General features: G+C 71.7%; 20 protein-coding genes. All 20 read right to left on the bottom strand.

Annotated elements, in window-relative coordinates:
• The coding region (locus ACFUPX_RS09395; RefSeq protein WP_383318617.1) for an aminotransferase class III-fold pyridoxal phosphate-dependent enzyme at positions 1 to 511 on the bottom strand (511 nt) is incomplete at its 3' end.
• A 7-nt stretch (positions 512 to 518) separates the two neighbouring features.
• Positions 519 to 1,070 (bottom strand): dTDP-4-dehydrorhamnose 3,5-epimerase, encoded by a 552-nt coding sequence (gene rfbC, locus ACFUPX_RS09400; RefSeq protein WP_383318620.1) that lies wholly within the window; start codon positions 1,068 to 1,070, stop codon positions 519 to 521.
• Positions 1,067 to 2,332, bottom strand: coding sequence for a polysaccharide pyruvyl transferase family protein (locus ACFUPX_RS09405; protein ID WP_383318623.1), 1,266 nt, complete (start codon positions 2,330 to 2,332; stop codon positions 1,067 to 1,069). Before ACFUPX_RS09405 ends, rfbC begins: the two co-directional genes overlap by 4 nt.
• Complete coding sequence (locus ACFUPX_RS09410; RefSeq protein ID WP_383318626.1) at positions 2,329 to 3,276, bottom strand: glycosyltransferase family 2 protein; 948 nt, start codon at positions 3,274 to 3,276, stop codon at positions 2,329 to 2,331. Before ACFUPX_RS09410 ends, ACFUPX_RS09405 begins: the two co-directional genes overlap by 4 nt.
• Positions 3,273 to 4,547, bottom strand: a complete 1,275-nt coding sequence (locus ACFUPX_RS09415; protein ID WP_383318629.1) for a hypothetical protein — start codon at positions 4,545 to 4,547, stop codon at positions 3,273 to 3,275. The genes ACFUPX_RS09410 and ACFUPX_RS09415 overlap by 4 nt, the downstream gene beginning before the upstream one ends.
• Positions 4,548 to 4,552: 5 nt before the next feature.
• Positions 4,553 to 5,836: a DUF4910 domain-containing protein gene (locus ACFUPX_RS09420; protein ID WP_383318632.1), complete on the bottom strand. Its 1,284-nt coding sequence runs from the start codon at positions 5,834 to 5,836 to the stop codon at positions 4,553 to 4,555.
• Positions 5,824 to 6,849 (bottom strand): NAD-dependent epimerase/dehydratase family protein, encoded by a 1,026-nt coding sequence (locus ACFUPX_RS09425; protein WP_383318635.1) that lies wholly within the window; start codon positions 6,847 to 6,849, stop codon positions 5,824 to 5,826. The genes ACFUPX_RS09420 and ACFUPX_RS09425 overlap by 13 nt, the downstream gene beginning before the upstream one ends.
• Before the next feature lie 3 nt (positions 6,850 to 6,852).
• Complete coding sequence (locus ACFUPX_RS09430; protein WP_383318638.1) at positions 6,853 to 7,500, bottom strand: PIG-L deacetylase family protein; 648 nt, start codon at positions 7,498 to 7,500, stop codon at positions 6,853 to 6,855.
• Positions 7,497 to 8,291 carry a glucose-1-phosphate cytidylyltransferase gene (locus ACFUPX_RS09435; RefSeq protein ID WP_383318641.1) on the bottom strand — a complete coding sequence of 265 codons (795 nt, stop codon included), beginning with the start codon at positions 8,289 to 8,291 and terminating at the stop codon, positions 7,497 to 7,499. The genes ACFUPX_RS09430 and ACFUPX_RS09435 overlap by 4 nt, the downstream gene beginning before the upstream one ends.
• Positions 8,288 to 9,523 (bottom strand): class I SAM-dependent methyltransferase, encoded by a 1,236-nt coding sequence (locus tag ACFUPX_RS09440; protein ID WP_383318644.1) that lies wholly within the window; start codon positions 9,521 to 9,523, stop codon positions 8,288 to 8,290. The genes ACFUPX_RS09435 and ACFUPX_RS09440 overlap by 4 nt, the downstream gene beginning before the upstream one ends.
• On the bottom strand, positions 9,520 to 10,758 hold the full coding sequence (locus ACFUPX_RS09445) for a glycosyltransferase (protein ID WP_383318647.1): 1,239 nt from the start codon (positions 10,756 to 10,758) through the stop codon (positions 9,520 to 9,522). Before ACFUPX_RS09445 ends, ACFUPX_RS09440 begins: the two co-directional genes overlap by 4 nt.
• A 2-nt stretch (positions 10,759 to 10,760) precedes the next feature.
• Entirely contained in the window at positions 10,761 to 12,005 is a 1,245-nt protein-coding gene (locus ACFUPX_RS09450) for an O-antigen ligase domain-containing protein (RefSeq protein ID WP_383318650.1), read from the bottom strand.
• 1 nt (position 12,006) lies between these two features.
• Positions 12,007 to 13,524 carry a right-handed parallel beta-helix repeat-containing protein gene (locus ACFUPX_RS09455; RefSeq protein WP_383318653.1) on the bottom strand — a complete coding sequence of 506 codons (1,518 nt, stop codon included), beginning with the start codon at positions 13,522 to 13,524 and terminating at the stop codon, positions 12,007 to 12,009.
• 12 nt (positions 13,525 to 13,536) lie between these two features.
• Complete coding sequence (locus ACFUPX_RS09460; protein WP_383318656.1) at positions 13,537 to 15,516, bottom strand: alginate lyase family protein; 1,980 nt, start codon at positions 15,514 to 15,516, stop codon at positions 13,537 to 13,539.
• Positions 15,513 to 17,705: a bi-domain-containing oxidoreductase gene (locus ACFUPX_RS09465; protein ID WP_383318658.1), complete on the bottom strand. Its 2,193-nt coding sequence runs from the start codon at positions 17,703 to 17,705 to the stop codon at positions 15,513 to 15,515. Before ACFUPX_RS09465 ends, ACFUPX_RS09460 begins: the two co-directional genes overlap by 4 nt.
• A 28-nt stretch (positions 17,706 to 17,733) precedes the next feature.
• Entirely contained in the window at positions 17,734 to 19,662 is a 1,929-nt protein-coding gene (asnB, locus tag ACFUPX_RS09470) for an asparagine synthase (glutamine-hydrolyzing) (protein WP_383318661.1), read from the bottom strand.
• Between the two features lie 3 nt (positions 19,663 to 19,665).
• On the bottom strand, positions 19,666 to 21,192 hold the full coding sequence (locus ACFUPX_RS09475) for a Wzz/FepE/Etk N-terminal domain-containing protein (RefSeq protein ID WP_383318664.1): 1,527 nt from the start codon (positions 21,190 to 21,192) through the stop codon (positions 19,666 to 19,668).
• Positions 21,189 to 22,553 carry a Wzz/FepE/Etk N-terminal domain-containing protein gene (locus ACFUPX_RS09480; protein ID WP_383318667.1) on the bottom strand — a complete coding sequence of 455 codons (1,365 nt, stop codon included), beginning with the start codon at positions 22,551 to 22,553 and terminating at the stop codon, positions 21,189 to 21,191. Before ACFUPX_RS09480 ends, ACFUPX_RS09475 begins: the two co-directional genes overlap by 4 nt.
• Positions 22,550 to 23,815, bottom strand: a complete 1,266-nt coding sequence (locus tag ACFUPX_RS09485; RefSeq protein ID WP_383318670.1) for a glycosyltransferase family 4 protein — start codon at positions 23,813 to 23,815, stop codon at positions 22,550 to 22,552. Before ACFUPX_RS09485 ends, ACFUPX_RS09480 begins: the two co-directional genes overlap by 4 nt.
• Entirely contained in the window at positions 23,805 to 25,121 is a 1,317-nt protein-coding gene (locus ACFUPX_RS09490; protein ID WP_383318672.1) for a nucleotide sugar dehydrogenase, read from the bottom strand. Before ACFUPX_RS09490 ends, ACFUPX_RS09485 begins: the two co-directional genes overlap by 11 nt.
• Between the last annotated feature and the right edge of the window lie 43 nt (positions 25,122 to 25,164).

A 25,164-nucleotide genomic window follows, 5' to 3' on the forward strand; every position in this document is an offset into this window, starting at 1 on the left:
CCGCCGGGATGCCCGCGGACATCGGGGTGGTGCCGATGAACCAGTCGTCGACGGAGAAGAACGGATGGTCGCCGCAGATGGCCACCCGCGGGCGTCCGGTGGCGGCGCGGGCCAGGCGCACCGCGGCGGTGGTGGCGTCCGAGCCGTTCTTCGCGAACTTCACCATCTCGGCGGTCGGCACGGTGGCCAGGAAGCGCTCCGCGGCCTCGACCTCCACGACGGACGGCCGGACGAAGTTGCTGCCGCGGTCGATCTCCTGCCGCACGGCCTCCAGGACGCGCGGATGGGCGTGGCCGAGCGAGACCGACCGCAGGCCCGACCCATACTCGATGTAGCGGTTGCCGTCGACGTCCCACACGTGGGCACCGAGGCCGTGGCTGATGACCGGGGCCAGGTTCTCGGGGTACTGGTCGTCGCCCTTGGCGTAGGTGTGCGCGCCCCCGGGGATCATGGCGTGCAGCCGCTCGTTCGCCAGCCGCGACCGGGGCAGCAGGAACTCTTCGGTGTCCACGCTGACTTCAGCTCTCTTTCTGCTTCAGGGCTTCGGCGAGGCTCGGGGCCTCGCGGTCCCGCCGGGACATCGATGTGGCGGGCAGCGGCCAGGGGATGGCCAGCTCCGGGTCGTCGTAGGCGATCGTCACGTCCTCGGCCGGGTCGTGCGGGCGGTCGATCCGGTACGAGGTGTCGGCGGTCTCGGTCAGCGCCTGGAAGCCGTGCGCGCACCCCGCCGGGATGTACAAGGTCACCTGCGTCTCGCCGGACAGCTCGAAGGTGGCCACGTTGCGGTAGGTCGGTGAGTCCGTCCGCAGGTCCACGACGACGTCGAAGATCCTGCCGTACGAGCACCGCACCAGCTTGGCCTCGCCCGCGCCGGAGCGCAGGTGCAGGCCGCGCAGCACGCCCAGGACCGAGCGGGACAGGCTGTCCTGGATGAAGGCGTCCGGGTCGAGGCCCACCGAGCGGACCACGTCGGCGTCGAAGGTGCGGCAGAAGAAGCCGCGTTCGTCGGCGTACGGCGTCGGTTCGAAGAGGTACGCGCCGACGATCGCCGGGACTTCGGTCGCTTTCATGAGGTCTCCCGCGAGGCGTGGGCATGAGTGTCGGTGTCGGTGTCGGTGTCGGTGTGGTCGGGCGTCGGGAACAAGGCCGCTGTCAAAGCGGCGAACTGGTGCTCAAGGCGCCGAGTCGCGGCCACGTTCCGTTCGGTGAGGGTCTGTCGGACCTCCGCCGATTTCTGCTCCAGCTCCCGGAACTGTTCGAGCAGGCGGTCCGCGTCGACCTCGCGGGCCGGGTGGCAGTACGCGGCGAGACCCATCTGAGCCATGAGCGCGTCGCTCTTCGCCGCGTAGCTGAGCGCCAGCGTCGGCGTACCGACCTTCAGGGCGCAGATGAGGTTGTGGTAGCGGGTCGCCACGACCGTCTCGGCAGCCGCCATCTCCTTCATCAGGTCGGCGAGCGAGGCCGCTTCGGAGGCGGTGACCAGCGGCGAGTCCACCGCGTCGAGGATCGCCGCGACCACCGACCGGTCGACATCATCGCCGGTGAGCAGCCGGACCGGCCTGCCGTCCTCGACCAGCGCGCGGACGAAGCGGGTCGTCCCTTCGAGGTAGCGCCGGTGGATCTCCTCGGCATGGGCGCGGTCGTCGTCGCCCCCGTGGAAGGCCATGACGCCGACGCAGACCGGGCCCTGCGGACTCGGAACAGGCCCCGCGGGCGCGCTCGTCGGCAGGGAGAAGGCGAGGTCCGGGTAGACCTCGTCGCGCGCGGTGTCCACGCCCATCGCCCGCATCGCGTCGCGGGACAGGGAGTCCCGGTACGAGCGGTACGTGGCGAGCCGCGCCGACCAGCGCACCAGGGCCCGCGTCGGCCGGCTGCCGATCGCGGCGGCGCCGACGCTGACCAGGGCGACCCGGGTACGGAACAGCCTGCCGGAGGCGCAGAGCAGGAACAGCGAGTACGGGAAGCCCCACGGCCGCAGCGGCAGCGTGGCCTCCAGGACACCCATGCCCGGCACGATCACCACGTCGTGCCGCCGCACCCAGGCGGCGGTGCGGAAGACGTCGACGAGTTTGCCCGTGCCCTTCGCCGCGATCGTGCTCCCGCGCGAGGCCGTCCGGTACTCCCCGCGGTACCAGTGCAGCCGCGTCGCGGGGATCCGGTACCGGGCCGCGACGACCTCGGGCCCGCCGCACAGCGCGTCCACCACCGCGTCGGGATGCTCGGCACCGAGGTACCCGAGCACCGCTTCGAGCGAACCGTCGTTGCCCAGGTTGCCCGAGCCGAGCAGGCCGAACACCCCTACACGCACAGGAGTTTGATCCGCCGACGTCATGCCTGTCGCCCCTCACGCCCGGCGACGAGCGCGTCGACGGAGACGGTGAGGCCGCCCGGGTCGACCGGGGCGCGGTCCTCGACCCGCTCGCCGGCGCCGGGCCGGACCCGGCTGGTCATCCACGCGAGCAGGTGGCGGTGGCACGCGCGCCGGTCGGCCGCGGACAGCGGTGCCCGCTGGATCGCCGAGGCGAAGCCCAGGACGTACTCGGCCAGCAGCCGGGGCGTCGGGTGCAGCGGGCCTGCCCGGCGCGGGTCCAGGTTGACGCACCGGGAGCGCTTGGAAGGGTTCGCGCGCTCGGCGCGGGTGGGGTGGTCGCGGCGGAAGTAGAGCAGCTCCGGCACCTGGTGGAAGGGCCCGTGCAGGGTGATCTCGGCGACGAACGTGCGGTCCGCGTGGTGGTAGCTGTCGTGCGGCTTCACCCGGCGCAGCACGTCGGCCCGCATCACCCCGTAGAAGTCGTCGCCGCCGGGCTCGAAGAGCAGACTGCGGAAACGCTCGGGGGCGCGCGGTGAGTCGGTGGCGAGCCCGTACGCGTACGGCACCTTCACCTTGCCCTCGCCGTCGATGACCGCCTGGCCGCTGTGCGCGAGGATCACGTCCGGCCGCTCGTCGAGCGCCTGCACGCAGCGCAGCAGCAGGTCCCGGGCGTACAGGTCGTCGTGCGACGCCCACTTGAACAGCTCGCCGCGGCACTCGGTGAACACGTAGTTGTGGTTCGGCGCGGCGCCGATGTTCCTGGCCAGCCGGATGTACCGGATGCGCGTGTCACGGGCGGCGTACTCGCGGCAGATGTCCTGGGTCTTGTCGGCCGATGCGTTGTCGGAGATGACCAGCTCGAAGTCCTCGTAGGTCTGGCCGAGCAGGGCGTCGAGCGCCTCGGCCAGATACTCCTCGCCGTTGTAGACGGGCAGGCCGATGCTCAGCCGGGGATGGGCGGTCATGTCGTCCTCACTTCGGGGATGGTGTTCTGGTGGGGCTCGCGCAGGGCGGACCGCAGTTGCAGCCACCACACGGCCGAGCCGCAGGCGGTCGCGGCGGCGACGCCCCAGGCCGAGCCGACGGTGCCGCCCACGACCGCCCCGCCGAGCCCGCCGCTGACGTAGCAGGCGGAGGCGAACAGCTGGCAGCGCAGGCTGCGCCGGGCCGCGGCCAGCGCGCGAAGCCCGGCTGCCGCGCCGGTGCCGATGCCCGCGCACGCGACGCCGAGCGCGGCGGGCAGGATGAGCTCGGACGCGGAGCTCCAGACGTCGCCGAGCACGAGCTCGCCGGCCCGGTCCGGCATCAGCAGCAGCGCCGCGCCCCAGAGCAGCGCGGCGGCGGCCTGCCCGCCGCCCAGCACGAGGCAGAACGCGCCGAGCCGGTGCGGGGCCTGCCGCAGCACCCGCGCCGCCTCCGCCACGGTGACCAGCGAGAGACCCATCAGCACGGCGAGGAACGGGCCGAGCAGCAGTTCCGCGCCACGGACCGCGCCCACCGCGCCGACCCCGACGATCGCGCCGAGCCCGTACGCCCGCAGCTGGCTCGCGCCGCTGAGGCTGACGTTCTCCACCAGGTACCGGTATCCGAGATCGCGCTGCTCGCGGAGCCACCCGCGCGCCCGGGTCACCCGTGGCCGGATACCGGACTGGAAGCAGCCGAACACCGCGGCCACCGCCGCGGACGCGCCCCAGGCGAGCACGAAGGCGCCCACGCTGCCCACGCGGGCCGCCACGACCATGGCGGGGACGAGCGCGACGCCCCACACCAGGTCGTTGGCGAACGCCTTCTGTCCGTTGCCCGCGGCGAAGAACGCGAACCGCCAGGCGTCTTGCAGGAGCAGCGCGGGCAGCGCGAGGCCGAGGCAGGCGAACGCGGGTCCCACGGAGCCGCCGAGGGCGAGGCCGACCAGCAGGCACACCGCGCCGAGGGCGGCGCCGACGCCCAGCGCGGCGCCCGAAGCGCGAGCCGCCGCCGTACGCCAGGACGCCTCCGGCACGCCGCTGAAGCGCACCACGAGGGGGTCGGTGGCGAGGCCGCGGGCTACGTTGAGCACCACGCCGTAGGTCAGCCAGGCCAGGCTGAACACGCCGAACGCGGTCACGCCCAGCGAGCGGGCCACGTAGATCCCCACCGCGAAGTTGGTCATGCTGGAGGCCGCCTGGTCGGCGAGCCCCCAGGACAACCGGCCGACGATGGCCCGCCTGGCGGTCCGCTTCTGACTCTCGGCGCTCATCGGCGTCACGCCTTGATCAGCCCGGCGCCGTGCAGGGCGTCGGCCGCGGCGGCCACGGCGTCGAACGGCAGCCCGGCCCGCCCGGCTACGTCCAGCAGACTGTGCTCGCCGTCGGAGAGGCTGAGCACCCAGAGCATGGCCATCTGGGCCTGCTTGGTGTCGCTGCGGCCGCCGAGCGCGTCGTACAGTCCGCGCCGGCCGAGCTGTGGTTCGCCGTAGGGGCTGAGGTTGACGTAACTCCGGTTGCGGTCGAGGACGTCGAACGCCTCCCGGCAGACGGCGAGCGTGTCCGTCATCGCCTCCGGGGTGACGAAGTCCGGGTTGTCCGCCGAGGTGTGGTACTCGGGGTATCCGGCGTACGGGGTCCTGCTGAGCGAGCCCACGCCGAGGTTGAACCCGGGGGAGCAGTACTGCCGCTCGTCGTAGCCGTACGGAGTGAACTCGGTGACGTGGTGCGGGCGTTCGGACGCGGCAAGGACGTGCTGCATCACCCGGTCGATCTCCGCGTCGCCGCGCCTGCTCTGTTTGTACGTCAGCTGCCCCCGGTCACCGGCGCAGGCCAGTACGAGCCCGTGCTTGACCTGGTCGATCCGCTCCGCGTTGCGGGCCAGCCAGGTGATCGCCCCGACAGTGCCCGGCGCGAAGATGAACCGGTAGGTGTAGTACGGCGTCTGCTCGGCCAGCGCCCTGGCCAGGTACGTCGCCACCGCGATGCCCGCCAGGTTGTCGTTGGCGAGCGAGGGGTGGCAGACGTGGCAGGAGACGATCACCTCGTCGGACACCTGCCCCGGGACCACGTGCTCGGCGTACGTGAGGTGGCCGTCGGCGAGCGTGGAGTCGACGCGCACCTCGTACTCGCCGTCCGGCAGCGCGTCCAAGGTCTCCTGGGCCAGGCAGAAACCCCACTCCGGCTTGTAGTAACTGGTGCGGTAGGGCACCCAACTCGGCTGGTCCGGCAGCGTGTGCAGGTGTGCGCGCAGCTCGGCCAGCGGCATGGTCGCCGACACCGGCACGCTGTAGCCGAGCACGTGCAGGCTGGAGGCGGCGAAGTCGACGACGCGGTTGCCCGCGCTGTCGGCCACGTACGCGTCCCGGATGTTCCACTCCTGCGGCACCGTCCAGTCGAGCACCTGCGTCCCGGTCGGCACCTCGTGCACCTGCAGCGGAATGTACTCGCCGACGATCTCCAGGGTGGCGCGCACGCCGTCGCCGGTGATGCTGCGGCACAGCGGGTACAGCCGCTCCACCAGCGCGTGCATCTCCTCCCCGGCCGAGGTCATCGGCGCCACCGCAGGGTTTCGTCGACGGCGCCGGCCTCGGACGCCGCGCGCAGCACGGCGAGGCGGGTGAAGCGCCGCTCGAAGTCCTCCCGGGTCAGCCCGAACGTGCGGTAGGCGTCGGCGAGTTCGAGTGCGCCCTGCTTCACCGTCCACTCGCATTCGAAGCCGGGGATCGCGGCGCGGAACCGGGAGAAGTCCACGCGGTAGGAGCGCGGATCGGCGCCGGTCTCGCCGGTGATGACCACCTTCGAGCCGGACACCGCCTCGGCGACCTGCTCGGCGATCTCGGCGACCGTGACGTTGTTCGTCTCGCTGCCGATGTTGAATGCCCGGTCGTGCACGGCCTCTTGAGGCGCGGTCAGCGCGACCGTGAAAGCCCGCGCGATGTCGAGGGCGTGCACCAGCGGGCGCCACGGGGTGCCGTCGGAGAGCACCAATACCTCGCCGGACAGGAGCGCGTGGCCCACCAGGTTGTTGAGCACGATGTCGGCGCGCAGCCGGGGCGAGTAGCCGAACGCGGTGGCGTTGCGCATGAACACCGGGCTGAAGTCCCCGTCGGCCAGCGCGTGCAGCTCGTCCTCCACCCGCACCTTGGACTCCGCGTACGGCGTCACCGGGCGCAGCGGGGCGTCCTCGGTCACCAGGTCGTCACCGCCCGCGGCGCCGTAGACGGAGCAGGTTGACGCGTACAGGAAGCGCCGCACCCCCGCCTCACGGGCCAGCCGGGCGAGCCGTACGGAGGCGTGGTGGTTGATGTCGTAGGTCAGGTCCGGCGCGAGCGATCCCAGCGGGTCGTTCGAGAGTGCGGCCAGGTGGATCACGGCCTCCACCCCGCTCACGTGCTCGGCCGTGACGTCGCGCAGGTCCACCTGGTGCCCCGGCGGGTCCGCGGGCCGCGGGCCAAGGACGCTGTCCGCGAACAGGCCGGCGTCGAGACCGACGACCTCGTGCCCGGCGGCCTTGAGGACAGGGACCATCACGGTGCCCAGATAGCCCTGGTGTCCGGTAAGCAGTACGCGCAAGGTTCATTCCCCCAGATCGAGAGTGAGTTTGGTGACGGCGAACGCCTCGGCGTAGCGCGCGTGGCATTCGATGCCCCGGATCCGTGCGAGGCCGAGGAAGGCCTCCCGGTCGTACCAGGGCCGGTGCCGCTGCGAGGGGTAGTGCTCTTGCAGCAGCCGCACCTTCTGTTCGGCGATCTCCGGCGTCAGCGGCTGGTAGGCCGCCGGACGGCCGAGATCGCCGTCCCACTTGACGATCTCGTAGCCGAGTACGAGATGGTCGCGGAAGGCGGTGGGGATCAGCTGCGCCAGGCCGCGGTGGTCCTGGTGCGCGTCATCGGTGCGCGGGGCCAGGATCAGCTCCGGATCGGTCTCCCCGCGCAGTTCCTCGACCGCGGCCTTGGCCTCCTCCCAGTGCACGGGCATCCGGCCGTCCGGCAGCTTGAGCACCGTAAGGCGCAGGTCGGCCCCCGGGCAGAAGGCGGCGAGCGCGGCCCGCTCCTCCTGCTCGCGCTCGCTGCCGCCGCCGGAGAGCACCAGGGCGTCCACGCGCAGACCCGGCCGCGCCAGGCACATCGCGAGGAGCGTGCCGCCCGCGCCGATGGCGATGTCGTCGCAGTGCGCGCCCACCGCCACGACCCGGCCCACAGGACCGGCACCGAGCCGGATCACGCGCCCACCCCGGCGCTGTCCCGCTCCCACACGGCCCACGGGCGATCGCCCCGGGCGTAGGCCTCGTCGAGAGCGGCCCGTTCCTTCACGGTGTCGGTCGGCTTCCAGAAACCGCGGTGCTGGTGCGCCACCAGGCGGCTCTGCTTGGCCAGTTGGGCGCAGCCGTCGGCGACCAGGTCGCCGTTCTCCGGTATGTGGTCGAAGACTTCCTGGCGGAGCACGAAGTACCCGCCGTTCTCCCACATCGGCAGTTCGCTCACCGGGGTGATGCCCCCCACGAGACCGTCCTCGCCGAGCTCCACGCAGTGGAACGAGGACTGCGGCGGCACCACCATCATCGACGCACCGGCGTCACGCAGGGTGAACCGGTCGATCATCTCCGGCAGCGGCGCGTCGGTGAGCACGTCGGCGTAGTTGGCGAGGAACATCTCGTCGCCGTCCAGGTGGTGGCGCACCCGGCGAAGGCGCTCCCCGATCGGCGACTCGATGCCGGTCTGCGCGAACGTGATCGTCCAGTCCGATATGTCGGTGGACAGCAACTCGGTCCGCCCGCCCCGCAGGACGAAGTCGTTGGACGTCGTCTCCTCGTAGTTGAGGAAGAAGTTCTTGATGTGGTGGGCGCCGTAGCCCAGGCACAGGATGAACTCCGTGTGCCCGAAGTGCGCGTAGTAGCGCATGACATGCCAGATCAGTGGCCGCGGGCCGACCATCGCCATCGGCTTGGGCACGTCGTCGGCGGCGCCGCTGCGCATCCGCATCCCGTAACCGCCGCAGAACAGTACGACCTTCATGACTTGACCTCGACAATGCTCAGTTCCGGGATCGGGAAGACGAGACGGCCGCCCCAGTCGTGCACGAAGGACAGCTGCTCGACCAGTTCCTCCCGCAGGTTCCACGGGAGGACGAGCACGTAGTCCGGCCGGTCGGCGGCTATCTGCTCGGGCGGCAGGATCGGGATGCGGGTGCCCGGGGTGAACCTGCCGTGCTTGTAGGGGTTGCGGTCGACCGTGTACGCGAGCAGGTCGGGCCGGATGCCGCAGTGGTTGAGCAGGGTGTTGCCCTTGCCGGGAGCGCCGTAGCCGACGACCGTCTCACCGCGCTCGGCGGCCTCGATGAGGAACTTCAGGAGGTCCCGGCGCACCTTGGCCACCCGAGCGGAGAACTCGGCGTACCCGGACAGCTCCTGGAGCCCCGCGGCCTTCTCCCGGTCGAGGACCTCGGCCACCCGCCGGGACGGCTCGCCCGCCGCCTCCGTCGGCCGGGCCCACAGCCGGATGGAGCCGCCGTGCGTGGGCAGCAGCTCGACGTCCACGAGCGCGAGTCCGCCGCTCGCCAGGGCCCGGATCGCGGAAGCGACCGTGTAGTACTGGAAGTGCTCGTGGTAGATCGTGTCGTACTGGTTCTCCTCGATCAGGGTCAGCAGGTGCTGCACCTCGATGGAGACCCAGCCGTCGTCGGCGACCAGGGCGCGCAGACCCTGGGTGAACCCGACCACGTCGGGGATGTGCGCGTACACGTTGTTGGCCACGACCAGGTCCGCCGGGCCGTGCTCGGCGCGGACGGCCGCGCCGGTCTCCGGGCTCAGGAACTCGGTGACCGTGGGCACACCCGCTTCCCGTGCCGCCGCGCCGACGTTCACCGAAGGCTCGACGCCCAGGCAGCGGATCCCCCGGTCCACCACGTGCTTGAGCAGGTACCCGTCGTTGCTCGCGACCTCGACCACGAAGGCGTCGGGACCCAGGCCCACCCGCTCCGCCGCGTCGGCGACGAACGTGCGCGCGTGCTCCACCCAGGAGGTGGAGAAGGAGGAGAAGTACGCGTACTCGCTGAACGTCTCCTCCGGCGTGATCAGCGGAGGTATCTGCGCCAGCCAGCAGTCGGTGCAGACCCGCAGGTGCAGCGGGTACGCGGGCTCGGGCCTGTCCAGTTGGTCCTCGGCGAGAAAGCTCTCGCACGGCGGGGTCGCCCCCAGGTCGACGACGCTCCCCATCGCCGCCGAGCCGCACAGTCGGCATCGTGTCATCTACTGCCCCCATCCCTGCCCGCGCGGGTGTCCCCGTCGCGAGCCAGTGTCGACCGACCCGCGATCGCGGTGCGGTACCCCTCCACCAGGCGCTCCAAGCCGACGGCGGGGCTGAACCCCTGCTCGTACCGGCGTCGGGCCGCCTGGCCCATCTCCCCGCCCAGGGCCGGGTCGGTCGCGATCCGGCGTATGCGGGACGCGAGCGACGCGGCCTCGCCCGGCCGGTGCAGCAGCCCGGTCACCTCGTCTTCGACGAGCTCGACGAAGGCGCCATGACCGGCGGCGACGGCCGGGACCCCCGCCGCCATCGCCTCCACGACCACCAGGCCGAACGCCTCCAGCCACGTCGAGGGAGCCACCACGGCCACCGATCGCGCGATCGCCTGCCGGCACTGGGCCGTGTCGTACAGACCGACGTAGCGCACGTCGTCCCGGCCCGCCGCCCAGGCGGTCACCTCTTGCTCCAGCGGCCCCGCGCCGGCGATGACGAGCGGTACGCCCACACCGCCGTCCGCGGCGAGTTCGTCCCACGCGGCCATGAGCAGCCGTACGCCCTTGGCCTCGGCAAGGCGGCCGAGATAGAGCAGATGCTCGCCGGCGCCCGATCGGCGGGCGTCCGGTTCGGGCACGAAGTTGTGCTTCACCGCGAGACGCTCGGCCGGCATGCCGGCCCGCACCAGGACGTCGCGCTGCGCCGCGGAGATGCAGAAGAACCGCTCCACGCCGGACCACCACCGCCGCCGGTTGACCGACAGGCTGACCGCGAGCGGCACCGTCGCGAGACGGGAGTTTCGGTAGCAGCCGTGCCGGACGGCGGGCAGTGGCGTCGAGCCGACGCACTCGGTGCACGGCAGGCCGTCGCGCTGGAGCGTGCCGGGCGGGCAGACCTGGGTGTAGTTGTGCAGCGTGGCGACGGCGGGCACACCGGCGTCGGCGCAGGCGGCGATCACTGAGGGCGACAGGAGCGGGAAGACGTTGTGGATGTGCACCACGTCGGGGCGCGAGGTGATGAGCCGGGTGGCGAGCTCCGAGCGGACCGCCGGGTTCCACGGCACGAGGAGCGGCAGCGCCGCCTTGCCGACGAGGGACCGGGCGCCGATGTCGTCGCTGCGCCGCTCGAAGACCTCGACCCGGTGGCCGGCCGCGCGCAGCAGCTCGGTCTCCTGGTCGACGACCTTGTTCTCCCCGCTCGGCTGCGCGGAGTTGTAGCGGTTGTGCACCACGAGTATGTGCATGGTCAGGTCATCTCCCGGTCTCGGGCCCATCGCGGGATACGTCGTCGGGGGACTGCGGGCGCCGGGAGGGGCGCGGTGGCCGCGGGCGCCGCCAGCAGCGTGGCGGCCACGGCCAGATGCAGCAGATACGGGGATGCGTCGCCGAGGCCCGCCTCGGTGTACGAGGCGATCGCGCAGTAGCTGATCAGGAAGATCGCGCAGGCCCTCGCGAGGGACGGCGGACGCAGCAGCGCGACGCCGCCGAGCACGACGAAGACCGCCGCCACCAGGGCGATGCCGATCCAGCCCTGCTCGTGGTAGACGGCCAGCCAGCTGTTGTCGATCGGCAGGCCGCCGAACGACTTGTCGCCCAGGCCCATGCCGAACAGCTGCTCCGAGGTCGTCCGGGGGGCCGCGAGCAGGGCGTCCCAGACCTTGGCCCGGCCGGTGAGGCTGGACAGACCCTCCTGGCTCTGTCCGCGCAGGAACCACACCTGCAGCGCGGAGGCGAACCCCACCCCGGCCACCACGGCGATCACCACCGCCCAGGTGAAGAACCTGCGGGCGGCGGCGCTCGTCAGCAGGAGCGAGCCGACCGCCAGCGTCAGCCCGATGAACAGGCCGAGCGTGGCCGTACGGGTATGGGTCAGCGCGAGCAGGATGAGCGAGGGCACGATGACCGCCACCGCGCTCGCCTTGTCCGTCCGGCGGCCGAGGACGAGCAGCACGGTGAGCCCGATGATCACCGCGGCGTACTGCCCGATCTGCGGCGGGGTGAGCGGCCACAACGCGCCGACGAGCCGCCCGCCGTAGAGCTCGGGCAGGGCCGTGCCCGGCGAGATGACCAGGCCGGCGGCCACCGACCCGAGCACCGCGAAGTACATCCGGATGTGGTGCCGGACGAACGTCATGCCGCCGTCCCACCAGCGGCTGAGCAGCCACAGCGTGCCGACGAAGAGAGCGAGGCGCGAGCACCGGAACAGCGCGCCGAGCCCCGACTCCAGGTGCACGCTGGAGATCACGCTCGGCACGATCAGGAGGGTGAGCAGGAGCACGAAGGCGTTGGGCCGGATGCGCAGCCGGAGATTGACCGCGAGCGCCAGCGCGAACGCGGCGACCAGCGCGCCCATGGTGATCATCTGGATGAGGGAGCGGGGCAGCGGAACGATGGTCACCGCCCCGGCGGAGCCGAGCGTGTTGAGGATCAGCAGCCCCCAGATCACGCCGACGGTCTTCGGCGTGCCACCGCGCGTCAGGTCCTGGCTCATCTCAATCACCGGCCCGTGGGCGGGAGGTGCTGCCCTTGTCCTGCTCGTAGGGCGTGCTCTGCCACTGCCCGAAGTCGAGGACCTTGCTCGGGTCGTGGGCGACGAACTTCCACTGCCCGACGTAGACGTTGTCGTGCCAGCGGTTGTGCTGCTTGCGGGTGATCGCCTCGGCCACCCGCTCGCCCATGTACGGCGACCAGTCCGGATAGGTGCCGTAGTTGGCGAGCAGCGCCATCCGGTCGCACTTCGCCGTGCACTTGACGACGGACTTGTCCAGCACGAAGCGGTTGGTGTGGATGTCCACCCGCTGGGTCTTCCACCGGCAGTCGGAGTAGAGCGGCGCCTTCTTGATCGCGGGCCGCGCGCAGCGGTCGGTCTTCTTCACCAGCAGCGTGCAGTCACCGGACGAGGTGTTGGCCGGGCTGTTGCAGAACCGGTCGGCGTTCTCCCACAGGGTGATCCCCGACCAGTTGTTCTCCAGCAGGTTCTGGTAGACCTCGATCTTGTCCGTGCGGGCCCGGACCCGTGGTTCGCCCCCGGACTCGGACAAGTAGATGGTGCCGAACGGGAAGTTGTCGCCCCGGTCGGCGTACCTGCGGCCCTCGACCCAGTTGTTCCGCCGGACGGTGTTCTTCCGGACGACCGCGTTGTAGCTGGTCTCGTAGATCAGCGCGGCGCCGTCATTGGCTTCGAGGACGTTGCCCTCGATGCGGAAGTCGTTGTTGTTGGTGTCCGCCCACAACCCGGTCCCGCGGTTGTCGTGCACCCAGTTGCCGCGCACGTCGGCGCCGTTGACGGCCCAGAACTTGATGCCTCCGGTGCAGCCGCAGCCCTTGCGCCGCCGCTCCCAGTCGCCGGTGTTGTTGCCCACGATCTCGTTGCCCTCGACCACCAGGCCGCTGATCCGGCCGTGGGCCTTGTACGCGTTCATGCCGTACTGGCCGTTGTCGCGCAGGCAGCTCGCGCGGACCCGCTGGCGGGCACCGGCCATCAGGCCCGCGCCGGAGTTCTTCTGGATCGTCGCGTGCTCGATCACCCAGCCGTCGGCCGAGTCGTGGTTGACCACGCCTTCGTCCGGCGGCGCCACGAAACGCTGCACGGTCAGGTAGCGGATGGTGACGTCGTCGGCCGTACCGCCGAACGCGTACCGGTTGGTCTTCCGGCCGTCGAGGACCGCGCCCGGCGCGCCGAGATAGCGGTTCCCCTTCTTGGGGATGATCTGGGCGTAGCGGTCCGGATCGAGCCTGTGCTTGCCCGGCCGAAGCCAGAACGTGGTTTTCGGCGGGTTGCTCTTGGTCTTCGCGGCCAGGTCGCCGACCTTCGCGGGGTCGACCGTCACCGCGCCCTTGGGCGCCTTAGTGGGACCGGCCGCGGGGTCGGCGCACACCCGGGCCACGGACCGGGCCCCGGAGGTGGACGGCGAGACGGTCGGCTCCGCCTCGGCGCCCGGCGTGCTCTCGCAGCCGGTCGCCAGGAGGGCCAGCGCCGCCGCCGGTATCACCCAGTTTCGCCACTTCATCCGCACGTCCCCCTAGCCGCGAAACCTGAGCACGGTGGTGAACCCCTGCGCGCCGTCGGCGAATCCGGTGCCGATCAGCGTGGTGCTGGGTTCCTTGCGCCCGAAGCCGGGGGAGTACCAGCCGAGCGGCGGATCGCTCTCGCCGCGGTGCGCCCGCCAGTTCAGCTGCCCGGGCAGGTCGAGCACCGCCGAGCGGTCCTCGCCGTCCCGGGTCCAGGTGAGCTCGGCCCGGTTGCCGGCCAGGTCCGCGGTGATCGCGGGACCGAGGTGGAACGCGAGCCGCGCGGCCCGGCGCGGCCCGCGCACCTCGTCCGTCACGCGCAACTCACGGCTCTCGGCGGCCAGTTCCACCACACGGCGGTGCACCCCGCCGTCATCGCGCCGGTAGCCGTCGTGCTCGGCGCGCCAGCGGGCCGTCCCCCCTGCGGAGGCGTCGGACGTGCCCGCGGCCAGGACGCGGGTGTGCGCCTGGCGGGTCCACAGGAACGGGCCGCCGGACACCGACTGGTCGACGCCGTCCAGTTGCAGGGTGTTGTGGCCGAGGGTCGAGCGGAAGTACTGCCGCCACTCGGGCTGCCCGTGGTAGCAGAACGTCCCCGGGTCGGCGAGCACGTCGACCCCGTCGTGGCGGACCTCCACGGACAGCGCGTCCGCGTGGGCATGCGCGGCGATGGACAGGAAGCCGTGCGGGCCACCGTCGCAGCGGCACCAGATCTCCCCCGGACCGCGCAGGATGGTCATCCCCGCGTCGGCGAAGTGGGCCGGCCTGCTCGCCGGGCGGGTCACGGCCGGTGCCTTGCCACCCTTCGCGTACGGCTGGAGGAGCGCGGCGAGGAGCGGGGTGCGCACATCGGTGCCGGTCACCTCCGGCCACCAGGCGAGGCGCCCGAACACGGCGTCCCCGGTGCTCAGGAGCGAGCCCCAGCGGTCGGTGCCCGCGCCGTCCACGACCAGGCCGTGCCCGTCGTCGGCGTCCCCCTGGCGCGGCGGACGGAGCCGGTTGTCCACCACGGCCGCGAGGGCGTCGGTCATCCGCAGCAGCACGAGGCGGACGGTCGAGGGGACCGGTACGCCCGCGGCATCGGCCTCGGCCACCGCGGCCAGGCCGAGCTCAAGGACGAGTCCGTGGTACTCGGTGGCCAGCTCGCGGTTGAGCCCGGAGCCGAAGGTGTTGCTCTTCAGGTGCCGTTCCAGCGACCGCAGCGCCGCGTCGCGCCAGCGCTCCGATGAGGGGAACCAGCCGAACGCGCAGGCCGCGGCGAACTGCCCGGCGGCCTCGGCGATGATGTGGTTGTTCGCCGATGACCCCCGGCTGGGGAAGGCGGCGAGCCAGCGCTGGTGGTGCCAGATCTGCTGACGCGCCACCGGGTTGTCCTCGAACAGGGCGGTCGCGCCAGGCCAGCCGTCGAGCAGCCGGCGGATCCACACCCAGGACAGCAGCCGGATCCCCAGCTCGATGCCGCTGGTCCAGTGCACCGCGCGCAGCGGCGGGTTGGCCGCCCACCACGAGCGCAGGTGCGCGGCCACCCGCTCGGCGTACCGCTCGTCCCCGCTGACCGCGTAGGCGGCGGCGAGCACGGTGAGGTACTGGTGGCGGGAGAGCTCCCAGATCTGCTTGATGTCCCCTACCGCCTCCTCGTCGCGGTAGGGCACGTCGAACGCGTAGCCCGACGGAGCCCGGCGCCCGGTCTTCGGGTCGTACCACCAGTCCGGGTCGGCCAGGTCGTCGCGGGCCACCCCGAAGTACTCGGCGTGCCCGTCCATCAGCCGGTCCGCGTCGGCGACCAGACGCTTCGCCGCGTCCGGCGCCACCGCGGCGATCGCCCCGGCGGGCAGGACCGCGGTGAACCGGGCGCCGCTGACGCTCGGGCAGTCGGGCGGCGCGGACGACCGCCACCGGCGCCTGCGCACCGCGTCGCCCACCCGGCCGCCGACCTCCCGCGGTCCCATCCGGGACAACCGCCGCAGGTACCAGGCCGCGCTCATGGTCATCGCGCCTCCGCCAACGTCACCGGCGCGCCGCCGACCAGGCTGGCCTGCACGGCCAGGGTGGCCGCCGTCGTGGCGACCAGCGACTCCAGGGGAACCGGCATCGGCCCGCCGGTCCGCACGGCCCTGACGAACGCGGCCAGCTCGGCGTTCTGCCCCTTGTCCCGGGCCTTCGGCAGCCGCGAACTGATCCACCGCTTGCGGCCGTACACCGAGGCGCGCACGAAGTCGTCGAGCCGCAGCGCGTGGCCGTCCGTGACCAGGTCCAGCGTCTCCTTGGGGAAGCCGGCCGGTCCCGAGGTGACATAGCTGATGGTGGCGGTGGACCCGTCCGGGTAGCGCAGCACGACCTGGAGGTCCTCGTTGCCGGACGCGGCGATCGCGTACACCGAGACCGGGTCGGCCCCGAGCAGCCAGCTCGCCGTGTCGATGAAGTGCCCGCCCTCACCGGCGAACCGCGACCCCTGGGTGTCCTGCTGGAGGTACCAACTGCCGTGCTGGAGGCGGCCCGCGTTGACCAGGTAGCGGAGGTTCGCCGGACCGGTCCGTGTGCCGAGCCGCTTCTTGGCCTCCTGGAGCAGCGGTGCGAACCGGCGGTTGAAGCCCACCTGCAGCCGGTCGTTGCCCGACTCCTCCACCGTGGTGAGCACGCCGGCCAGCTCGTCCTCGGTGAGGGCCAGGGGCTTCTCCACGAACACGGCCTTGCCGGCGAGCAGCGCTCTTCGGGTCAGGTCGGCGTGCGAGCTGTGCCGGGTGACCACGAACACCGCGTCGATGGACTTGTCGCCGAGCACGGCGTCGAGGTCGGTGGTGGCCTCGGTGAAGCCGAACTTCCGCTTCGCGTTGGCCGCGGAGAGCGCCGTCGTGGTGACGACCGTGGACAACTCGACGCCGTCGCGCTGTGCCAGGTGTGGCAGCAGCATCGACGTCGCGTAGTTCCCCGCGCCGACGAACGCGAGGCGCACCGGCGTCTTGGGGGACCGGGCCGAGGCGACCGCCCCACCGTTGCGACGCACGGCGGGCACGGTCAGCTCCGGGGCCTTCGCCGACGTCTCCGTCTCGGCCGCCTGCTCCGGGTAGCGGAACAGGACGGCCACGGCCTTCAGTTCGCCGTCCTTCAGGCTCTGGTACGTCTCGACGGCGTCATCGAAGTCGGCTATGTGGGAGATCAGCGGCTCCACGTCGACGCGGCGACGGGCGACGAGATCGAGGAAGCACGCCAGGTTGCGGCGCTCGGTCCAGCGCACATAGCCGATCGGGTAGTCCCGGCCCTCGAGTTCGTACGACGGGTCGTAGCGACCGGGGCCGTACGAGCGGGAGAACCGGACGTCCAGCTCCTTCTCGTAGTACGCGTTCCACGGCAGATCCAGGCTGCACTTGCCGATGTCGACGACCCGGCCGCGGTCCCTGCTCAGCCGGGCGGCCAGCTCGACGGGCTGATTGCTGTCGCCGCCCGCGGCCAGATACACCTGGTCCACGCCGTGCCCGCCGGTGAGTTCGGCGACGGCGGCCTCCACGGCCGCCGAAGCGGGATCACCGCAGGCCGCGGCGCCCAGACGCTCGGCGAGCTCGCAGCGCGCCGGGTCGGGGTCGACCCCGACGACGCGGACTCCCGAGGCGGTCAGGAGCTGCACCACCAGCTGCCCGATCAGCCCGAGGCCGATGACCAGCGCCACCTCGCCGAGCTGTGGCTCGCCGCGGCGGACGCCCTGCATGGCGATCGACCCGACGGTGCCGAAGGCCGCGTGCCGGGGCGCGAGGTCCTGCGGCACCGGGGCGTAGAGGTTCTTCGGCACCCAGTTCAGCTCGGCGTGCAGCGCGTGCTCGTTGCCCGCGCAGGCCACCAGGTCGCCGACCTTCACGTCGTCGATCCCGGCGCCGACCTGCTCGACCACCCCGCACAGCGAGTAGCCGAGCGGCGTGTAGGAGTCCAGCTTGCCCATCACCTTGCGGTAGGTGGCGGGTACTCCGTTGGTGGCCACGCTCTGCATGACCTTGGCCACCTGGTCCGGCCGGGAGCGGGCCTTGCCCACCATCGACATGCCGGCCTCGGACACCTTCATGAGCTCGGTCCCGGTGGAGATCAGCGAAAAAGCGCTGCGCACCAGCACGCCGTCCGGCTTGCACCCCGGCACCGGCACGTCGAGCAGCGCCAACTCGCCGCTCTTGTAGTTCTGTACGACCTGTTTCACCCGAGCTCCTCTTGTTTCCACACCGTCTTCAAGCCGCCCGGCTCTGGCCGGAGCCAGAGGTCGCGCCGCGATACCAGTACTCAAGGGTCAGCACATGCCACAGATGCTTGGAGAAGTCCCGCTGCCCGGCGGCGTCCTCGGCGACCATGCGCGCCAGCGCGTCGCGGCGCAGGAACCCGGAGTTGACGAGCACGCCGTCGTTCACCACCTCGCGCACCAGCGGCGCCAGGTCCCGGCTCATCCAGGCGCGCAGCGGGGCGCTGAACAGGCCCTTGGGCCGGTAGACGATCTCCTTGGGCAGGATCGAGGTGGCCGCCTCCTTGAGCACGGCCTTGCCCTGCCGTCCGACGATCTTGCGGTCGCCGGGCACGGCGAACGCCGCCTTGACCACCTCGACGTCCACGTACGGCACCCGCACCTCGGTCGACGCGGCCATGCTGGAGCGGTCCGTGTAGGCGAGGTTCAGGCCCGGCAGGAACATCCGGGCGTCGCCCAGGCACATGCGGTTGACGAAGTCGTCGAGGTCGTTGTCCTCGTAGATGTCCGCGTGCTCGGTCAGTACGTCGTCGACCGTCCCCGCCAGGTCCGGATTGATCAGGGCGAGCAGCTCGTCCTGGTCGTACATCGTGTAGCTGCGCCGGAACGCGGTCTCCTCCGGCAGATCGGCGAAGGAGAGGAACCGCTTCGCGAAGCGCACCGACCGGTAGCCCCGGCGGGCCGTGGCGACCGGCAGCCGGTCCACGGCGCTCGACAGACCGCGCCGCAGGGGCCGCGGGACACGCTGGTAGCGCAGCGCGATCAGGTTCGCCAGGTGCTTGCGGTAACCGGCGAACAGCTCGTCGGCGCCCATCCCCGAGAGCATCACCTTGACCCCGGCCTCCCGGGCGGCCTGGCAGATCAGGAAGGTGTTGATCGCGGCGGGGTCGCCGATCGGCTCGTCCAGGTGATACGTCATCTGCGGCAGCAGGTCGAGCACGTCAGGGGCGATCTCGATCTCGTGCAGGTCGACGCCGAACTGCTCGGCCACCTGCCGGGCGTAGCGCAGGTCGTCCGGCATCGCCTCGAACTTGGCGTCCTCGGCGCGGAATCCGATCGTGTAGGCGGAGATCCCGGGCCGGTCGCGCGCCGCGAGCGCGGTCAGATAGCTGGAGTCGAGACCGCCGGAGAGGAAGGTCGCCACCGGCACGTCCGAGAGGAGGTGGCGGCGGGTCGACTCCTCGACGATGGCAGCGACATCCGGCAGGTCACCGCTGCGGGCCCGCTCCCTGCCCTCGGCGGCGACGTCCTTGAGGTTCCAGTACTGGCCGCGCTCCACCCGGCCGTCGGACCGGCACCGCAGCCAGCTCCCCGGCGGCAGCTTCTCCGCCTCGCGCAACGCACACCGTGAGTCCGGCACCCAGTAGTAGAGCAGCGAGGCCACCAGCGCCGCATGGTCGACCTCAAGCGACCCGCCGGTGGCGGTGGCGAGCGCCTTGAGCTCGGAGGCGAACACCAGGCCCCCGCCGCGCCGGAGCAGGAACAGCGGCTTGATGCCGAGCTGGTCGCGGGCGAGCACCAGCTCACCGGTGCGCTCGTCGAAGATCCCGAACGCGAACATGCCGCGCAGCCGGGGCAGGCAGTCGGTGCCCCAGCGCCGCCAGGCCTCCAGGAGCACCTCGGTGTCGGAGGTGCCGCGAAAGCGCACCCCGAAGGCCTCCAACTCGGCTCGCAGCTCAGGTGCGTTGTACAGCTCGCCGTTGTAGGTCAGGGCGAGGCCGTCCGAGACCATCGGCTGGGCGCCGGTCTCGGACAGGTCGATGATGGCGAGGCGACGGTGCCCCAGTTGTACGTCGCCGTCACCGGCGCGGTGGCTGTACCGGCCTGCCCCGTCGGGGCCGCGGTGGGCCAGGGTGTCGGTGAGCCGGTCGGTCACGACCTTCCCGTCCGGCCATCGGTAAGTGCCTGCGATGCCACACATGTGCTACCGCGCCTCCTGGTCGCTGTCCGGGACTCGTACCGCCCACGACGGCTGCTCGGTCAGCAGCCGGCCCGTCGCGTTCTGCCGGGCAAGGCGTTCGTTGTGGCCGCGAAGCGCGGTGTGCAGGCCGTCCCACAGGGTGCCGTCGGTCCGGTCCCGCGGATCGGGGTCGATCAGCACCACACCGATCACCGGAATGAGCAGGTCCGCGAGCTGCCGCGCCACCGTGTGCAGCCACGCGGTACTGCCGTGCCCGGCGCGCACGACGAGCACGGTCTGGGTACCGAGGTCCTGGAGACCGGTCCACGCCGTGCCGGGCGCGACCGAGCCGACGCCGAGCCTGCGCACGTGCCGCGGCATGGCCGCGGCGCTCTCGAGGCCGACCACCGCCGGGTCGCCCGGCTTCTCGCCGCGGGCCGCGCGCTGCAGGGCCGGCAGTCCGTCGATGACGACCACCGGGCCCTCCGCCGCCATGGCCCTCGCGAGGTCCAGGGCGATCTCGCTCGTGCTGCGCGCGCAGCCCAGTTCGAGCAGCGACACCGGTTCCGCGGAGCCACGCACGGCGCGGGCCAGGGTCGCGGTGAGCCGCTCGCGCGCCGCCCGGGTCCGTCCGCGCTGCCACAGCCTGGCGGGGCGGCGGGGTGCGCGGCGCAGCTCCGCGATGACCGAGGCGCCCAGGTTCGTGGCGATCTCCCGGCGCAGCACGGGGCGGTCCGCCACCACCGAGCCGACCGCGGCCACCGCGAGCCCGAGGACCAGCCCGAGGACGGCCCCGATCGCGGCGTCGGTGACCAGGGTCTTGGGCAGGGAGTGCTGCACCGCACGCGGGGCGTCCACGATCTGCGTACCGGCGATCAGCTGGGGCGTACCCATGCGCGCCTCCTCGGCGCGCTGCCCGAAGTCGGTGATGCGCGAGGTGAGTTCGGCCCGCTGGGCGAAGAGCGACTCGATGCTCGCCGACGACTCCGGGTCGCTCTCCGGCGACCTGTCCCCGATGGCCTTGTTGACCTGGGCGAGTTCCCCCCGCATCCGGTCACGCTGGTCACGCAGGGCCTTGGCCTCGGCCTTCGCCGACTCCTGCATCCGCCGCACGTGGTCCGCGACGAACGCCTTCGCCAGCGCCTCGGCACGGGCCACGGCTTGCGCGTCGCTGTCGGCCGTCACATCGATCTGCAGCATGTTGTTGGTCAGACCGGTGCCGCGGTAGTCCTGCATGAAGTCCTGTGGCAGGTCAGGGGACTTGAGGGATTTGAGGGCCTTGTCGGCGATCCGTGTGGTCTGCAGCACCTCGACGTCGGTGCGGATCAGTGTTCCGGTGTCGTTCGGCTGGTCCCCCTGGTGCGCCACCAGCACCTTGGTCACCGCGGACGGCGGCGGCGGACGCAGGACCGCCAGCGCCGCGCCGAGGAGCAGCCCCAGCAGAGCGAGGGAGCACCAGAGGCGGCGGCGCCTGCGCACCGCGACCACCAGCCCTTGCAGGTCGAGCAGCGGAGTGGCCGCCGACGACTCCGAAGTCGTGCTCGTCGTCACGCCGAACCTCCCGTCGCCTGGCCGCGAGCCGCGAGCGCGGGAGTGGCGGTGTCCGAGAAACGGTCGGCGGAGTGCGCCGGACGGGCCCGGACCGAGCCGGCGACGACGATGCCGACGACCTCATGTCTGGCGTCGGCGCACGCCTCGGCGATGTCGCCGAGTTCACCCGCGGTCCAGTTGCCCGCGCTGAGCACGACCAGGGCGCCCGACTCAGTGTCGCGGTCCGGCACCATCGGCCGGGACACCGACACGTCCACCACCCGCAGCTGCGGATCACTATTGGCCTCCGCGGCGAGCTGCCCGGCGGCCCGGCGTGCGATGTCGTCGCCGTCCGGTACGACCACCAGGAGGCGTCTGGCGCCCGGGAGTTGGACCCGCAGGCGGTTGCACACCCGCCGGTAGCGGGTCCGTCTGCCGGCCTCGTCGCCGGACGCCAGCGGGGTCGGCAGGTCCCACCGGGTGTCGACGCCGAGGAGACGGCGGACCCAGGCCCGGGGGCCGTGGCCCTTCTGCCGGTCGGCCCGTTCGCCGGGCACTTCGACGGTGCCGATGAGCACCGAGCCGAGCGCCGCGGCGATCTCCGCTTCGGTGCGCAGCCGGCGGTTGCCGCGCGCGGCGACGAGGTGGCCGATGACCGCGAGCAGGAAGAAGAGCGCCGCCCCCGCGACCACGAGCTGCATCCTCGTCGGCGGCGCCTCGCCGGTCGGCCGGGCCGCGGGCCCCATGACGACCATGCCGCCCTTGTCGTTCGCCGGGTCGGCCTGCTCGAGCTTCTTCATGGCCTCCTCCAGCGAGGTCCGCAGCTTCTCCAGCGCGGTGCGGGCCTGCACGCTCTCCACGGTCTGCCCCGGATCGGCCGCTTTGGCCAGGTCGGTGATGCGGCGGTTGGTCTCCGCCACCTTCTTGCGCAGGGCCTGCGGTCCCGAAGCCGCTTCGGGATCGGTGTTGCCGCCCGCGATCCGCGCGGCGAACGCGACGAACTGCTGGGCCATGCGGTCGGAGAGCTGCTGTGCGCGCTCCGGGGTCTCGGCCGTACCCGAGACCTTGATGATGTTCCCGTCGGTGGCCTTGGCGCTCACCCGGTCGCGCAGCTCGCTGCCGTTGACGCCCTTCCAGCCGAGCGTGTCGGCCGCGCGGTCGACCACCTCCGAACTGGTCGCGACCTCCGCCTGGGTCAGCAGCTCGCGCTCTTCCCACTGCCCCGGCAGCAAGACGGACGCCGACGCCGTGTAGCGCGGTGGGAACAGCACCGAGGTGCCGTAGCCGACGAGCGCCCCCACCACGGCGATGATGGTGAGGAGCCGCCAGCGCCGACGGAGAATCCGCCCGATCGTGACCAGGCGTATCGTGTCATCGCTCAACGGAGCGGCCTCCTCCCCGTGCGAACCGGGTTGCCCGCCGATCTCGTGGCGCGGGCACGGCAGGCAACGGCGTAGGCGGCAAGGAGCGACGCTTGCGAGTTCTGCCAGGAAAGCTGTCCGCTGATCCGCTCCTGGCCGATCTTGCCCATCTGGGCCCGCTTCTCCGGGTCGTCGAGCAGCAGCGCGACGAGCCGTGCGAACTCGGACTCGTCGTTGGCGGGCGCGTACAGGGCGGCGTCACCGGCGGAGACGCGCGCTTCCCGGAGGTCGAAGGAGACGATCGGCCGGCCCATCGCCATGTACTCGAGGACCTTGTTCATGGTCGACACGTCGTTGAGCGGATTGCGCGGGTCGGGGGAGAGGCACACGTCCGCGGTGGACAGATAGCGCACCAGGTCGGCGTCCGGTATGCGCCCGGTGAACTGCACCTGCTCGGAGAGCCCGAGCTGCCGGGACAGCTCCACCATCGCGTCGAAGGCGTCGCCGGAGCCGACGAACACCGCATGCCAGTCGGTCCGTCCGAGCTCGTCGCGCATCTTCGCCAGAGCACGCAGGGCGTAGTCGACCCCGTCCTGAGGCCCCATCACACCCAAGTAGCACAGCAGATGGGGCTTGCCGCGCTTCAACTCCGGCTCGGGCGCCACCGGTTGGAAGCGGTCGGTCTGCGGTGCGCTGCGCACCACGAAGACATCCTCGGGACGCTTGCCGCCGCGGCGTATCGCGACGTCGCGGTAGCTCTCGTTCGTGGCCAGCACGATGTCCGCGGCCCGGTAGGTCATCCGCTCCAGCGCGCGCACGCCGCGGTAGAGCAGATCCTCGCCCCGGTCGAACCGGGAGAGGTACAGCTCGGGTACGAGGTCGTGCTGGTCGAAGACGAACCGCGCGCCGCGCCGCTTCAGCCACATCGCGGGCAGGAACAGCAGGTCGGGCGGGTTGCAGGCGTGGACCACGTGGACCGGGCCGACCTTGCGGGCAAGGCGGGCCGTGTGCCACAGCGCGGTTCCGTACTCCCGCAGATAGCCGGCGGGACCTCCGGTGGCCGCGCGCAACGGGTAGCGGTGGATCCGCACCCCGTCGATCTCCGCCTCCGCCTCCGTGTCCCGCTTTCTGCCCATGGGGCAGATGACGTGCACCGTCCAGCCCGCGTCGCGCAGCGTCGTGCACTCCTGCCACACCCGCCGGTCGAACGGCACCGACAGGTTTTCCACCAGAATCAGCGCGCGCCGGTTTGGCCGGTCGCCGCTGGATTTTTCACCAAGCAAGGCCCACGTACCCAGGTTCGGCCCGGCGCGCGTCGGCGTCGGGAAGGTGGATGAGGTCGATGAGCACCGGTCCTTCGCCATGGGGAAGCGCCGCGAGCACGGCGGGATCCCTGGTTCCGACCAGGCACACCTCGGCGTGTTCGAGCACTTCGCCGACGGAGTCCGCGAGCAGCTGCGCGAGGTGCGGCAGCCGGGTCTCGATGTACTCACGGTTCGCGCCGAGCAGCCGGGACAGGCTGACGTTGGCGTCATGGATCTTCAGGTCGTAGCCCTTGCCGAAGAGTCTCTCCGCCAGCTCGACCAGCGGGCTCTCGCGCAGATCGTCGGTGCCGGGCTTGAAGGAGAGACCCAGCAGGCCCACCCGGCGCTTGCCGGTGCGCTCCACCAGCTCCACCGCACGCTGCAGATGGTCGGAGTTGGAGGGCAGTACGTGCGACAGGATGGGCACCGAGACGTCCGCACGCTGCGCCGCGTGGACCAGGCTGCGCAGGTCCTTGGGCAGGCAGGAGCCGCCGAAGGCGAAGCCGGGGCGCAGATAGGCGGGGCTGATGTTCAGCTTGCGGTCGGCGAGGAACACGTCCATCACCTGGTGCGAGTCCACCCCGAGCGCCTGGCACACGGCGCCCAGCTCGTTCGCGAAGCCGATCTTGAGGCCGTGGAACGCGTTGTCCGCGTACTTGATGGCCTCGGCCGTCGGGATCGGCACCCGGAACACCTCGCCGGGCACGCTGTCGTACAGCGCCGCCACCGCGTCGCCGCTCGCCGGGTCGAGCTCGCCGATGACGGTCTTGGGCGGGTCGAAGAAGTCCCGCACGCTCGTGCCCTCGCGCAGGAACTCCGGGTTGACCGCGACCCCGATGTCCACCCCGGCGGTGCCGCCGACGTGCTTCTCCAGGATCGGCACCAGAAGGTTCAGGCAGGTACCCGGGAGCATGGTGCTGCGGAACACGACGGTCTGCCGTCCGCCCCGCTCGGCCACCGCGGCACCGATCTCCTCGGTGACCCGCTCCAAGTACGTCGTGCACAGGCTGCCGTTGGGCTCCGACGGCGTGCCCACGCAGATGAGCGACACCTCGCTGCCCATGATCGCCTCGCGGACGTCGGCGGTGGCGCGTAACGCCCCGGTCCGCACGACCTCGGCGATGAGCTCGCCGATCCGCTCCTCGACCACCGGGGCCTTGCCGTCGTTGACCAGGTCGACCTTCACCTGGTTGACGTCCACCCCGATGACCTCGTGGCCCATGCTGGCCAGGCACGCGGCCGATACGCAGCCCACGTAGCCGAGCCCGAAAACGCTGACTCTCATGACTCGCTTCTCCCCCCAGGCAGGCCCTTGTGGCCTGCGGTCC

The organism is Streptomyces sp. NPDC057302 (assembly GCF_042667685.1).
Lineage (GTDB): Bacteria > Actinomycetota > Actinomycetes > Streptomycetales > Streptomycetaceae > Streptomyces.